General features: G+C 33.7%; 13 protein-coding genes. 2 read left to right on the plus strand and 11 right to left on the minus strand.

Annotated elements, in window-relative coordinates; all coding sequences use genetic code 11:
• Positions 1-99: 99 nt before the first annotated feature.
• The 9 genes from gltX to LQ609_RS10710 all read right to left on the minus strand — a co-directional run bounded on the left by gltX (position 100) and on the right by LQ609_RS10710 (position 9,835).
• The gene (gene gltX / locus LQ609_RS10670) at positions 100-1,554 is read right to left on the minus strand and encodes a glutamate--tRNA ligase (RefSeq protein WP_078357765.1); all 1,455 of its coding nucleotides are present in this window, start codon (positions 1,552-1,554) and stop codon (positions 100-102) included.
• Between the two features lie 15 nt (positions 1,555-1,569).
• Complete coding sequence (gene ispF, locus LQ609_RS10675) at positions 1,570-2,049, minus strand: 2-C-methyl-D-erythritol 2,4-cyclodiphosphate synthase (RefSeq protein ID WP_078357764.1); 480 nt, start codon at positions 2,047-2,049, stop codon at positions 1,570-1,572.
• Positions 2,042-2,728, minus strand: coding sequence for a 2-C-methyl-D-erythritol 4-phosphate cytidylyltransferase (gene ispD, locus LQ609_RS10680; RefSeq protein ID WP_078357763.1), 687 nt, complete (start codon positions 2,726-2,728; stop codon positions 2,042-2,044). Before ispD ends, ispF begins: the two co-directional genes overlap by 8 nt.
• Position 2,729: 1 nt before the next feature.
• Positions 2,730-3,788: a PIN/TRAM domain-containing protein gene (locus LQ609_RS10685; RefSeq protein WP_078357762.1), complete on the minus strand. Its 1,059-nt coding sequence runs from the start codon at positions 3,786-3,788 to the stop codon at positions 2,730-2,732.
• Positions 3,789-3,810: 22 nt separating this feature from the next.
• Complete coding sequence (radA, locus tag LQ609_RS10690) at positions 3,811-5,181, minus strand: DNA repair protein RadA (RefSeq protein WP_078357761.1); 1,371 nt, start codon at positions 5,179-5,181, stop codon at positions 3,811-3,813.
• A 154-nt stretch (positions 5,182-5,335) separates the two neighbouring features.
• Positions 5,336-7,798, minus strand: a complete 2,463-nt coding sequence (locus LQ609_RS10695) for an ATP-dependent Clp protease ATP-binding subunit (RefSeq protein ID WP_107509267.1) — start codon at positions 7,796-7,798, stop codon at positions 5,336-5,338.
• Between the two features lie 19 nt (positions 7,799-7,817).
• Positions 7,818-8,822, minus strand: a complete 1,005-nt coding sequence (locus tag LQ609_RS10700) for a protein arginine kinase (RefSeq protein ID WP_078357759.1) — start codon at positions 8,820-8,822, stop codon at positions 7,818-7,820.
• Positions 8,823-9,359, minus strand: a complete 537-nt coding sequence (locus tag LQ609_RS10705; protein ID WP_078357758.1) for an excinuclease ABC subunit B — start codon at positions 9,357-9,359, stop codon at positions 8,823-8,825.
• A gap of 14 nt (positions 9,360-9,373) precedes the next feature.
• Positions 9,374-9,835, minus strand: coding sequence for a CtsR family transcriptional regulator (locus tag LQ609_RS10710; RefSeq protein ID WP_078357757.1), 462 nt, complete (start codon positions 9,833-9,835; stop codon positions 9,374-9,376).
• Between the two features lie 174 nt (positions 9,836-10,009).
• On the opposite strand from LQ609_RS10710, the gene LQ609_RS10715 reads away from it, so the two are divergent.
• Entirely contained in the window at positions 10,010-11,230 is a 1,221-nt protein-coding gene (locus LQ609_RS10715; RefSeq protein WP_078357756.1) for a NupC/NupG family nucleoside CNT transporter, read from the plus strand.
• Positions 11,231-11,824: 594 nt separating this feature from the next.
• Here the strand turns inward: LQ609_RS10715 and pdxT are convergent.
• Together pdxT and pdxS are read right to left on the minus strand one after the other, a co-directional pair.
• Complete coding sequence (pdxT, locus tag LQ609_RS10720) at positions 11,825-12,403, minus strand: pyridoxal 5'-phosphate synthase glutaminase subunit PdxT (RefSeq protein ID WP_078357755.1); 579 nt, start codon at positions 12,401-12,403, stop codon at positions 11,825-11,827.
• Position 12,404: 1 nt separating this feature from the next.
• Positions 12,405-13,292 (minus strand): pyridoxal 5'-phosphate synthase lyase subunit PdxS, encoded by an 888-nt coding sequence (pdxS, locus tag LQ609_RS10725; RefSeq protein ID WP_078357754.1) that lies wholly within the window; start codon positions 13,290-13,292, stop codon positions 12,405-12,407.
• Between the two features lie 110 nt (positions 13,293-13,402).
• On the opposite strand from pdxS, the gene pdxR reads away from it, so the two are divergent.
• Complete coding sequence (pdxR, locus tag LQ609_RS10730; RefSeq protein WP_239734717.1) at positions 13,403-14,788, plus strand: MocR-like pyridoxine biosynthesis transcription factor PdxR; 1,386 nt, start codon at positions 13,403-13,405, stop codon at positions 14,786-14,788.
• Positions 14,789-14,882: the final 94 nt, after the last annotated feature.

The following is a 14,882-nucleotide window of genomic DNA, read 5'->3' on the forward strand; positions in this document are numbered from 1 at the left end:
TGTGGCACATTTTCAGCAACCATGTACTCTCTAATTTCACATTATCCAAACTACTTGTCCTTTAAGTCATTTTTATAATAGATTCTTATTCTAAAAAAATCAAACGAAACGTTTTAATCTTGCTAGTACTTTATCTCTACCTAATAATGCAATTGTATTAGGTAACTCTGGGCCATGTGTTTGACCTGAAACAGCAACACGAATCGGCATAAATAATTGCTTACCTTTTATTCCTGTTTCTTTTTGTACTGCTTTAATAGATTTTTTTATTTCAGCTGGTTCAAATGGCTCTAAAGTTTCAAGTTGTTTTGCAAGCTCAGCCATTACAGTTGGTACTTGTTCACCATCTAAGACTTCTTGCGCTTCCTCTGTGAAATCAAGATGTTCTCTGAAGAATAGTTCAGATAACGGAACAATTTCACCTGCATAGCTCATTTGTTGTTGATATAAACCTACTAAATCTCTTGCCCAAGTTAATTCAGCTTCTGAAGGACTTTCTGATAACATACCAGCTTTAACCATATGTGGAATTGTCATTTCGAATACTGTTTCAGAATCTTTTTCTTTCATGTATTGGTTATTAATCCACTCTAATTTTTTCTTATCAAAGAATGCAGGTGATTTAGAAAGACGTTTTTCGTCGAATATTTTAATAAATTCTTCTTTAGAGAAGATTTCTTCTTCACCTTCTGGAGACCATCCTAATAATCCAATAAAGTTAAAGATTGCTTCAGGTAAATAACCTAAATCTTTATATTGTTCAATAAACTGTAGAATTTGTCCATCACGTTTACTTAATTTTTTGCGGTCTTCATTAACGATTAACGTCATGTGTGCAAATTTTGGTGGTGCAAAGCCTAACGCTTCATATATCATCAGCTGTTTAGGTGTATTTGAAATATGATCATCACCACGAATAACGTGAGAAATTTCCATATAATAATCATCAATTGCAACAGCAAAGTTGTAAGTTGGTATACCATCTTTTTTAACGATTACCCAGTCACCAATACCATTTGAGTCAAAAGCAACTTCGCCTTTAACGATATCATCAAATTTGTATTCAGTATTTTGTGGTACTCTGAAACGAATACTTGGTTGTCTGCCTTCAGCTTCAAATGCTTCTTGTTCTTCTTTAGTTAAATGTGCGTGTTTCCCACCATATCGAGGCATTTCTCCTCTAGCGATTTGTTCTTCACGTTCAGCTTCTAATTCTTCTGAAGTCATATAACATTTATAAGCTTTATCTTCAGCTAATAGTTGCTCTATCAGTGGTTTATATATGTGCCCGCGTTCTGATTGACGATATGGACCGTATCCTCCATCTTTATCAACAGATTCATCCCAACCTAAACCTAACCATTCAAGATTAGAAAATTGTGACGCTTCTCCGTCTTCTAAATTTCTGGCTATGTCTGTATCTTCAATACGTATAACAAAGTCCCCATCATAATGTTTAGCAAATAAATAGTTAAATAATGCGGTTCTTGCGTTACCGATGTGTAAGTAACCAGTCGGACTTGGCGCGTATCTTACTCTTACTTTGTTACTCATCGTCTCACTCCTGTTTTATTCTTTACTTGTTAATAATACCACAGCTTGCGCTTGTATGCCTTCTTCTCTTCCTAGAAATCCTAATTTTTCATTAGTAGTCGCTTTCACATTTACATCTTCAATAGACACTTCAAATATTGAAGCAATGACATCTCGCATTCTATCAATGTGGGGTCTAAATTTTGGTTGTTCAGCTATAATTGTAGCATCTACATTTCCAAGTTTATATCCCTTTTTCAAAACTTGTTTATAAGCTTCTCTTAATAACAACTTTGAATCTGCATTTTTAAATGTTGGATCGGTATCAGGGAACAGTTTACCTATATCACCAAGACTTGCAGCACCGAGAATAGCATCCGTAATTGCATGAAGCAATACATCAGCATCACTATGTCCCTTTAATCCATGCGAATGTTCTAATTCAATACCACCTATAATAAGCGGACGTGTTTGGTCAAATTCATGAACATCGTAACCATAACCTATTCTATACATCACAAATACCTCGTCTTTCTAATATTGAATCTGCAATTATCAAGTCTTCGTGAGTTGTAATTTTGATATTATCGTAATCACCATTTGTAATATGTACTTTATAACCTGCTCTCTCTACCAATGAAGCATCATCAGTACCTACAAAATCATGTTCTTCAGCTAAATTATATGCTTTTAAAATGACATGCCTACTGAATGATTGTGGCGTTTGTACTTGCCACAAAGTCGATCGATCATATGTTTCTTCTACAACACCATCGATCACTTTCTTGATTGTGTCTTTAGCTTGTACAGCTAAAATAACAGCATTATTTTTTAAAGTTTCTTGATAAAGCTGCTTAACTTTCTCTTGTGTAATAAATGGTCGTGCACCATCATGAACCATAACAACTTCTGTATCGATTAACACTTTCAATACTTCATTGATGCTATGCTGTCTTTCTTTACCACCAGGGATAACACCAGCAACTTTATTAAAGTCTTTCAAATGTGCTTCCATTAAATGAACTTCTTCTGGATGTGCGGCGATAAAAATTTGTTCACATTCCTCTATTTCTTGGAAAACTGAAACCGTTCTTCTAATAATTGTTTCTCCATTGATTTCTAGGAATAATTTATTTATCTCAGCTCCCATTCTTTTACCTTGTCCAGCAGCTGGTATAATCGTTGTAAATCCCAAATTATGACACCTTCTTCGCAAATATGATTCTACCCGAGGAAGTTTGTAATAAACTCATCACTTCTACAGCAATTGTTTTGCCAATATATTCTCTACCTTTTTCAATGACAACCATTGTGCCATCATCTAAATACCCAACACCTTGATCATCTTCTTTACCAATCTTCGTAATCAATAAATCGAAGATATCTCCTTGATGTATGACTGGTTTAATAGCTTCAGACAAATCGTTAACATTAAGCACTTTTATACCTTGCACAGCACAGACTTTATTTAAATTATAATCTGTTGTAATAATACTAGCTTGATAACGTTTAGCCAAAGTAATTAATAAAGCATCAACATCTTTATGTGTTGAAGTCGGTTCAATAATTGAAATTGAAAAATCCGTCTCTTTAAGTGCATTAAGAATATCTAACCCACGTTGTCCTTTATCTCGCTTAACACTATCTTTAGCGTCAGCAATTACTTGCAATTCTTCAATAACGCCTTGTGGAACAAGTATTTCGCCATCTATGAAATGACATTTTACAACATCTAAAATACGACCATCTATAATAGCGCTTGTGTCTAAAATTTTTGCATATCTTGAAGTTGTTTGTCGCGTTAATGAATTTGATATACTTTCTGGAAATAATCGCAGTATTTCTTCACGTTTTTGCAACCCAATCTGAAAACCTAAATAACATAAAAAAGCAGCAATAATTATTGGTAAAATATGTTTCAAGACTGGTGCACCAATCATTTCTAATATGAATGAAACCATAACCGCAATCATTAAACCAATCATGACACCAACAGTAGCGAAAAATATTTCAAGAATACTCCTTTTTAATAAATACTTTTCTCCTTGATCGGCCATGTATACTATTTTGTCTATTAAAAATCCAAACAATAAGAAAACAGCGACTGCTCCAATTAAGCCATCAATGTATGGATTAGTTAATACTTGTTCAGGTTGAATACTAAATGCATTAATCAGTTCTGGAATTACCATGATACCAAGTGAGGAACCTATGACTAAGTAACATAATATAATTAATCCCTTTAAAATTTTCATACGGTAACCTCCTTATGGTTAATTATGCATTAAAAGCAATTTTCAATGCTTCTCTTGTAGTTGATACACCAATTACTTCAGTGCCTTCAGGAAATTCTAAACCTTTGATATTATTTTTCGGTATTATAATGCGTTTAAATCCTAATTTAGCCGCTTCTTGTACCCTTTGATCAATTCTTGCGACTCTTCTCACTTCACCAGTCAAACCGACTTCACCTACGAAACAATCGTCTCCTTTTGTTGGCTTGTCTTGGAAACTTGATGCTATTGCTATTATAATACTTAAGTCTACTGCAGGCTCACTTAGCTTTACGCCTCCAGCAATTTTAATATATGCGTCTTGTTGTTGTAATAAAAAGTTCTCTTTCTTTTCAAGTACTGCCATCAATAAACTTAATCTATTATGATCTATGCCAGTAGCCATTCTTCTAGGATTATGAAAAGTTGTAGGCGTGACAAGTGCTTGCACCTCAACTAATATAGGTCGCGTACCTTCCATTGTAGCAACAATCGTTGAACCTGATACGTGTTTCGTTCTTTCTTCTAAAAACATTTCTGAAGGGTTTGTTACTTCATTCAGACCAGTTTGTTTCATTTCAAAAATACCCATTTCGTTTGTTGAGCCAAAACGGTTTTTAACTGCTCTTAATATACGATATGCATGATGCGTATCACCTTCAAAGTATAAAACTGTATCAACCATATGTTCTAATAATCTTGGACCAGCTATTTGTCCATCTTTAGTTACATGTCCTACTATAAATGTTGCGATATTCATCTGTTTAGCAATATGCATTAAATTCTGTGTACATTCTCTAACTTGAGATACCGAACCTGGCGCTGAAGTTACTTCAGGATGATAAACTGTTTGAATAGAATCAATAATCAATAAGTCTGGTTTTACTTTTTGAACCATACTATGTATAATCTCTAAATTCGTTTCAGCATAAACATTTAATTCACCTGAATCTTCTACTAAACGTTCTGCTCTTAATTTAGTCTGTCTTACAGATTCTTCACCTGACACATATAGTACATTTTTTTGTTGAGATAATGCAGCACTAATTTGTAATAGTAATGTAGATTTCCCAATCCCAGGGTCACCACCTATTAATACAAGCGAACCTTCTACGACTCCTCCACCTAATACACGATTAAATTCATTAATTTTAGTCTTTATTCTAGGTGTGTTTTCTTCTTTAACATCTTTTAATTTTTCTATTTTCTGAGCCGGAACATCTGACTTAAATGTATTTTTAGGTCCTTTAGTTTCTTTATGTTCTATAGATTCTTCCATTTGATTCCATGTCCCACAATTTGGACATTTCCCCATCCATTTAGGAGATTGATATCCGCAGGCTAAACATTCAAATACTACTTTCTTTTTTGCCATCCATGTTACCTCCGTATTAATTGAATAGTTATATTTTAAACTTGACTGACTGTAAAAACAAATTAATATACTTTCAAACAAATTTAAAAGTCCGCAAACTATTGATATTAATAGTCTGCGGACTCATTATAATATTAAAAATATATTTTAATTTTTATGCTTTTGAAGTTTCTTCTTTTGCTTCATTTTCTTTATGGTCTGATAAATCAAATTTGAATTCGTCATCTCTATAATCCACAAGAACATCTTTACCAACTAAGTCTTGACCAGATAAAATCAACTCACTCAAGTTATCTTCTACATTTTTCTGAATAGCACGAGTTAATGGTCTTGCACCATATTCAGGGTCAAATCCTTCATCAGCAATTTTATCTTGTGCTGAATCTGAAAGTGTAATGTGAATACCTTGTTCAGATAAGCGTTTAGTTAAGTTACCTGCCATCTTAGCAACAATTTCTTTAAGATGTGATTTTTCTAGTTTGTGGAATACAATGATATCATCCACACGGTTTAAGAATTCTGGTCTGAATTGTTGTTTCAATTCATCCATCATTGTTTTTCTAATTGTTTCATAATCAGGACCACTTTCTTTTGCACCAAAGCCTACAAATTTAGCATTTTGTAGTTCTTGAGCACCAACGTTTGAAGTCATGATAATAACAGTATTTCTAAAGTCTACTTTACGACCTTTAGAGTCAGTTAAGTGACCGTCATCCAACACTTGTAATAAGATATTAAATACATCTGGATGAGCTTTTTCAATTTCATCAAATAATATCACTGAGTAAGGTTTACGTCTTACATTTTCAGTTAATTGGCCACCATCATCATGTCCAACATAACCTGGAGGAGAACCTACTAATCGACTGACAGAGTGTTTCTCCATAAACTCACTCATATCAACTCTTATCATTGCATCTTCTTCGCCAAACATTGCATCTGCTAATGTGCGGGCAAGTTCAGTTTTACCTACACCTGTTGGGCCTAAGAATATAAAGCTACCAATAGGTCTCTTAGGATCTTTCAATCCTGCTCTTGCACGTCTTACTGCTTTAGAAATAGATTCGACTGCATCATTTTGACCAATTACACGTCCATGAAGTATAGATTCCAAGTTTAATAATCGTTCTGATTCAGTTTCATTCAATTTCGTAATTGGAACACCTGTCCAGTTTGCTACTACTACAGCAATGTCTTCAGCAGTTACACAAGTGTTTTTCTCACCTTGTGCTTTTTTCCATTCGTTTTTCGTATCTTCTAACTGTTTTTCAAGTTTAGTTTGTTTATCTCTTAAGTTAGCAGCATTTTCAAACTCTTGAGAATGTACAGCTGCATCTTTTTCTTTCTTAACTGTTTCTAATTCTGACTCAAGTTCTTTAAGACTTGGTGGTGTCGTATAATTTCTAAGTCTCACTTTAGAACTTGCTTCATCAATTAAATCGATTGCTTTGTCTGGTAAAAATCTATCAGAAATATATCTATCACTCATATTAACAGCCGCTTCAATTGCTTCATCTGAAATATTGATACGGTGATGAGCTTCATAGCGATCTCTTAAACCTTTTAAGATTGAAATTGAATCCTCAGTATTTGGCTCATCAACTTTAACTGGTTGGAAACGTCTTTCTAAAGCTGCATCTTTTTCAATATATTTACGATACTCATCTAAAGTTGTAGCACCTATACATTGAAGTTCACCACGCGCTAATGCAGGTTTCAAGATATTCGATGCATCAATAGCACCTTCTGCACCACCAGCACCAATAAGTGTGTGTAACTCATCAATGAATAACACGATGTTACCAGCTTGATGAATTTCTTCCATTACTTTTTTCAATCTTTCTTCAAATTCACCACGATATTTAGTACCTGCAACTACTGTACCCATATCAAGTGACATTACTCTTTTACCTTTTAATGTTTCAGGCACTTCATTTTGTACGATAGCTTGTGCTAAACCTTCGACAATTGCTGTCTTACCTACACCAGGTTCCCCGATTAGGACTGGATTGTTCTTCGTTCTTCTACTTAACACTTCTATAACTCTTGTTATTTCGTCTGAACGTCCAATAACTGGGTCTAAAGTGCCATCTTCAGCAATAACTGTTAAATCTCTTGCTAAACTATCTAAAGTAGGTGTTGCTTGGTTTTTAGTCGTTTGTGCATTTTTAGATCCTTGCTCTGGACTACCTAAAGATTTTACAACTTGTGCTCTTGCTTTTGTGATATTCAAGTCTAAGTTAGCAAATACACGAGCTGCGACACCTTCATTTTCACGAATAAGTCCTAATAAAAGATGTTCTGTTCCTACAAATGTATGATTAAGCTTTCTTGCTTCATCCATAGACAATTCGATTACTTTTTTAGCTCTAGGTGTATAATGAATAGCACCTACTTGCTCTTGTCCTTGACCAATTAAATTTTCAACTTCTTTAGTTACTTTTTCTTCAGTAATTCCAAATGCATCTAATACTTTAGCTGCAATGCCTTCTGGTTCTTTCATTAAGCCTAATAATAAATGTTCTGTTCCTATATTTGAATGATTCAATCTCATTGCTTCTTCTTGTGCATGTGCTAATACGCGTTGTGCACGTTCTGTTAATCTACCAAATAGCATAAACTAACCTCCTATTTTTTTATATGTGTTCTCTTAAAAAGGTTGCTCGCTTTTCATCTATTGATTGTTTCGAGTCTTCACCTTCAAAGAATGGTGTTTGTATTGTAACCATTAAATTATCAAAATTAAAGTTATTGCTCTCGATATGACCTAAATCGATACCAAGTTTCATTTCACTTAACCTAAGTGACGCTTCTTCAACAGATATTAACCGAGCTGACTTTAAGATACCTTTGGCACGATGTACTCTATCTTTCGTTTCCATATAGTTAAATCTATCAAGTCTTTGTCGAATTTGTTCTTCCTCGCTAATAATCTGTTCAACAATTTGTGTTAAATCTTCAATGATTTCTTCCTCAGTCTTACCGAGTGTTAATTGATTTGATATTTGATATACATGACCTAAGGCACCAGTTCCTTCTCCATATATACCCCTAATTGTATAACCAAATCGATTTATTGCTTGGCCAATTCTTTTCATACGTTTCATAATGCTGAGTCCAGGTAAATGCAACATTACACTTGCTCTTAAGCCTGTCCCAATGTTAGTTGGACATGTTGTTAAAAATCCATGTTGCTCATCATATGAAATAGTTAAATGTTTGTCTAACTCATCATCTAATTTAGATGCTGTGTCATAAAGCTCATTTAACACAAGATTGTTGCCCATTACTTGTATCCTTACATGGTCTTCTTCATTAATCATGACACTTGTTGATTCATCTTCATTTAATAATACTGCACCAAATTTCTGTTTCATAAGTGCTGGGCTAATTAAATGTTTAAATACTAACTTACTTTGCTCAAGTTCACTTAAATCAGATAACTTTGTAAGTTTTAAATTTGATAATGCCTTACTAACTTTATCAATTACATGACTTCCTGTTTCGTCATCTTCATATTTGAGCGGATGAACTTCGTCTTGAAGGTTTCGAGCAAGTCTTATTCTGGAACTCATTACAATTGGCGTATCGTCTGTACCTTTCATCCAATCGCTAATATGTTCATTAACATGTTCTTCCATCTACTTGACCTCACCTTCTGCTTTCAAAGCTTTAATTTCATCTCTCACAATAGCAGCATCTTCAAAAGCTTGTTCTTCAATTAGACCTTGTAAGATTTTTTCTTTTTCAGCTATTTGTTGCTTAAGTTGAATTTTACTTCTTGATGAAACAGGTATTTTACCTGTATGTTCACCACTTCCTGCTTGAACTCTTCTAATAATTTGAGGTACATCATCTTTAAATGTTTCATAACAGTCATGACAACCGAACTTACCTACTTTAGCAATATCAGTTAACGTCATACCACAAGTAGGACAGTGCTTTTCTTCTTGTGGTTGAACTTGTTTAAAGTTAATACCGTGCTTCCCTACAAGATATTGTAAAAATTGATTCACTACAAATTCCTGATCTAAATTTTGGTCATTCATTTGATCATCTTGGAAATAAAAATGTTCTGAAGCACAGTTTTTACAAATCCACTGTTCAGTTTTATGTTTCTTACCAGCCGATGTTAATTGAATTGTTGCTTCTTCTTTACCACAAATTTCACAAAGCATACTGTCACTCCTTTTTAACTATAATGTATAACGGCAAGTATACGTTTCAATATATTTGCTCGAATGATGTCTCTATATGGTATTTCTATTTGTAATGTATCTCTATGAAGCGTTTGAACAATCATTTTTTTCTCTCTATCCGTAATTAAGTCATTTTGAAATAATCCGTCAACGATTCTAAATGCATTTGCTTGTGATATTTGATCACCTGTCAAATCTATTAAATGTCTAATAAATGCTGATTGATTATTCGTCTCGACTTTTGAAATACGAATATAACCTCCACCGCCTCTTTTACTTTCAATAGCGTAACCGTGCTCATTAGTAAATCTTGTTTTTATAACATAGTTTAACTGGGAAGGTACACAATCAAACTTTTCAGCAATATGCGCACGTTTTATTTCAACGACATCACCTTGAGCCTCTTCCAGCAATTGCTTTAAGTATTGCTCAATGATATCCGACATATTGTGCATTAATCATCACCTCTTTTGACCTTCTTTGACTATATTATATGTTTTGTACTTTATTATTTCAATTAATTTGTTTCTCTAAAAATATTCAAAAAAATATACCGCTTTCAAAAGAAATGAGTTATCATGTAAAGTAGGTTATCAAAGAGAGAATTTTAGGGGAAAGGTGTGTCAATTATGCATTATATTATCGGGATTATCGGTATCTTATTATTCCTATTTCTAGCATGGATTGTAAGTTCAGATAAAATGCGTGTCAGATGGCAGTATATAGGATTAATGATTGTAATCCAGTTTATATTTGCTTTCTTATTATTAAAAACAACAGGTGGATTAACTATCATAGGTGGCATTTCGAATGGATTTAGTTATATCATAGCAAAAGCTATGGAAGGGATAAATTTTGTGTTTGACGGTATGGCAAATATTGATCCAAAGTCCGACAAACCTGTTTCAGTTTATTTCCTTAATGTATTGATGCCAATCGTATTTGTTTCAGCACTTATCGGTATCTTACAATATATTAAAGTATTACCGCTTATCATTAAATATTTAGGATTAGTTATTTCTAAAATAAATGGTATGGGAAAATTAGAATCATATAATGCAGTTGCATCTGCGATTTTAGGTCAATCAGAAGTGTTTATTTCAATTAAGAAACAACTTCCTTTAATTCCTAAACATCGTATGTACACATTAACTGCTTCAGCTATGTCAACAGTTTCTGCATCCATTATCGGAGCGTACTTTACAATGGTTGAACCAAGATATGTTGTAACAGCAATTGTATTAAACTTATTTGGTGGATTTATTATGGCTTCAATCATTAATCCATATACAGTAGATCCTAAAGAAGATGACATTATGATTCAAGAATCAGAAGAAAAACAGTCCTTCTTCGAAATGTTAGGAGAATATATTTTAGACGGTTTCAAAGTAGCTGTTATCGTTGCAGCTATGTTAATCGGTTATGTAGCATTAATTGGTCTTTTAAATGGTGTTACATCTAATATCTTCTCATTTGTTTCTGGTGGTTCAGTTTCTTGGGACTTCCAAACTTTAATTGGATTTGTATTTGCACCATTTGCTTTCTTAGCAGGTATTCCATGGGCAGATGCAGTACAATCTGGTAGTATCATGGCAACAAAAGTTCTTTCAAACGAATTCGTAGCAATGGGTATTTTACCTGAGGCAGATATTTCTGAAAGAGCAAATGGTATCATTTCTGTATTCTTAGTTTCATTTGCAAACTTTGGATCAATTGGTATCATCGCTGGTGCTGTAAAATCATTAAATGATAAACAAGGGGATAACGTTGCACGCTTTGGTATAAAATTATTATACGGTGCTACGCTTGTATCATTCTTATCAGCAACAATCGCTGGATTCTTCTTATAATAAAGTAAGGAGGTTGGGACATAAATCCCAACACAAAATAAATAAGCATGTCACTGAACTGATTTTTTAAAGTTTACAGTGATATGCTTATTTTTTTATGGAGTTTACGATTTTGTTCGTGCATGCCCGTCTAGGATATAGTTCGAGTCTATAGTCTCTCAGGCGTTAGCACTCTACAAAAAATCGTTACCAATATCTATATTTTATACAATCTTACGATTTTGTTCGTGCATGCTTGCCTAGGGGTATGGCTCGAGCCTGTAGTCTCTCACTCATACTATTCCCTCAGGCGTCAGCACTTACAAAATCGCTAACAATATCTATTTATATAAAAATAAGAGCAGAAATTCAATTTTAATAATGAATTTCTGCTCTTTTTAAAGTTTTAGGATATTTATGTCTTAAGCTCTATTTTGTAATCAAATCTGCTTTTATAGATACTCTTATCAGCAACTTTGCCTAGTACTGCTTTTAACACTAACCTTATCAGCAACTTTGCCTAGTACTGCTTTTAACTCAACTCTTATATGCCCGAGGAAAGCATACGCAAAAAAATGCCAACAAAGTCTAAGAGTTACCAAAATGATTTTTATTTTAATGTGGTTGTTTTACTTGATACTGTTCAACAATTTCTTCTATGAAATATTTCATAATCTTATAATCATCTGTAAGTTCTGGGTGGAAAGATATACCTAAGTATTGATTTTGTCTGACGGCTACAATTCTATCTTCAACTGTAGATAATACTTCTACTCCTTCACGAGCTGATTGTATATGAGGAGCACGTATAAAGACAGCATTAACCGCTTCTTCTATACCTTCTACATCTAATTTCTGTTCAAAGCTATCCACCTGTCTACCAAAGGAATTTCTTTCAACAACTACATTTAATTTATTCAAATGACTTTCCTGACCTACTACTTCCTTCGCTAACAGTATAAGTCCTGCACATGTACCATACATTGGTAAGTCACTATTCCTGAGTGTTTCAGTGAAATGATATAAATCCATTAATCTTCGCATAGTCGTTGATTCTCCACCTGGTAATACAAGACCATCTATTTCATTTAATTGGTTTACAGTCTTAATTATAATACCTTCATGTCCAGCTTGTTCTATATGCTTAATATGCTCTCTTACTGCACCTTGTAAGCCTAAAACACCTATTCTCATATTACCATCCACGCTCTTGCATACGTTCTTCTAATGATAATTGATTGATATCTAAACCTTTCATAGCTGGCCCTAATTCTTTTGATAGTTCAGCAATCAATTTATAATCTTGATAATGTGTAGTTGCTTGAACGATAGCTTTTGCAAATTTTTCAGGTGCTTCTGATTTAAAAATACCTGAACCTACGAATACACCATCAGCTCCAAGCTCCATCATTAATGCCGCATCAGCTGGTGTTGCAACGCCTCCTGCAGCAAAGTTTACAACTGGTAGACGACCTAAGTCTTTAATTTCTTTTAAGATTTCATATGGTGCACCAATATTTTTCGCTTCAGTCATAATCTCATCATCACTCATGACCACTAATTTGCGCACTTCAGATTTAACTTGTCTCATATGACGAACAGCTTCTACAATATTACCTGTACCCGGTTCACCTTTCGTACGTAACATTGCTGCACCTTCACCAATTCTACGAGCAGCTTCACCTAAGTTACGGCAACCACATACAAATGGTACTGTAAAATCATCTTTTTTTAAGTGATACTCTTCGTCAGCAGGTGTTAACACTTCTGACTCATCTATGTAATCCACGCCCATTGATTCTAGAACGCGTGCTTCTGTTATATGACCGATTCTACCTTTTGCCATAACGGGAATTGAAACTGCATTCATTACTTCTTCTACTATACGTGGATCAGCCATTCTTGCTACGCCACCAGCAGCTCTAATATCAGATGGAACTCGTTCTAATGCCATTACAGCAACAGCACCAGCTTCTTCAGCTAACTTAGCTTGTTCAGCGTTCACCACATCCATGATCACGCCACCTTTTTGCATTTCTGCCATACCTCTTTTAACTTTATCTGAACCAGTAATCTTTGACATCTTAAAAATTCCTCCTTTTAAATCGCTTATTAGTAGGTTATACTAAATTCTGAACCGGTAAAAGAGTCAGATTTAACAAAAAATAAGTGGTCAGATTTGAGGTTAACAAAATGGAAATGCTTATGTTTAATATTAATAGAAATATTTCTCTTCCAATTTACCAACAACTTTATGAAAATATTAAACAAAATATTATAAATGATGTGATGAGACGTGATGAAAAACTACCTTCAAAAAGACAACTAAGTAACTATTTGTCTGTTAGTCAAACAACCATTGAACATGCATATCAACTTCTAAGCGATGAAGGTTATATTTACAGTAAAAATCGATCAGGCTATTATATAAATGATATTGTAAACTTGCCTGTAACTTATAGATCTAAAGTCCCAGACGAAAACGTGCAAGATGAAATAAGCTATCAATATAGTTTTAAACTAGGTGCAATAGATAAAGTGCATTTTCCAAATGATCTTTTTAGAAAATATGCGAAAGAAGCATTCGATGAACAACAAATTCATCTTTTAGACAGTGGTCATAAACAAGGAGATATTAATTTAAGAAAAGAAATTGGGCATTATATATTCCATAGTCGAGGTGTAAATTGTTCACCACAACAAATTATTGTAGGGTCATCTACCGAGCAACTATTATCTATCATCACTGATATTATTTCAGGCTCTAAATATATGATAGAAGATCCTCTCTATAAACAAGTAAGGAATTTGCTTAAAAGAAAACACGTTCCATTTGAATTTATACCCGTTACTGAGAATGGAATAGATATAGAACAAATTAAGAAGATCGATTATGATGTTGTCTACATTACACCAAGTCACCAATTTCCAACTGGTGTGATAATGGATTTAAAAAGACGAACGCAACTCATAAAATGGGCGTCAGAGAAATCCAATCGATACATAATTGAAGATGACTATGACTCAGAATTCAGATATAGTGGAAGACCCATACCAGCACTTCAAAGTTTAGATAACTCAGACAGTGTAATTTATGTTAGTACTTTCTCTAAATCAATCACACCTTCTTTACGTGTAGCATATGCCGTTCTTCCTAAAAGTTTGGTATCAGTATATCAAAAGAAAACGAATATAGAAGGCGGTACTGTACCAAGACATACTCAATATATATTAAGTAAGTTTATGAACGAAGGACACTTTGAGAGACATCTTAATCGCATGAGGAAGATATATAGAAATAAAAGAGACATTATTTTGGAAGAACTGAGACAACATCCAGAAACTTTTGTTATCTCAGGAGAGATGACCGGCATGCATTTTATTTTAACTGTCATAAATGGGTTAACATTAGAAGAATGTATCAATAAAACAAAAGACTTTGATATAGATATCAAACCCCTCTCTCACTATCATTTCAAAAAAACAGATAACACACCGAACTTTGTATTAGGTTTCGGAGGCATAAATATCGAGGATGCAAAAGATCATATTAATGCATTAATCACTTGTTTAACGTAAATTAAACATACTAAGATTAGCTATGAAGAAATCTATGACGATAGATTTTTTCATAGCTATTTTTTATAGTTATAGAGAGAGGTAGACTGTGCGG

Origin of the sequence: Mammaliicoccus sp. G-M28, from assembly GCF_022386595.1 — a bacterium.
Classification (GTDB): domain Bacteria; phylum Bacillota; class Bacilli; order Staphylococcales; family Staphylococcaceae; genus Mammaliicoccus; species Mammaliicoccus fleurettii.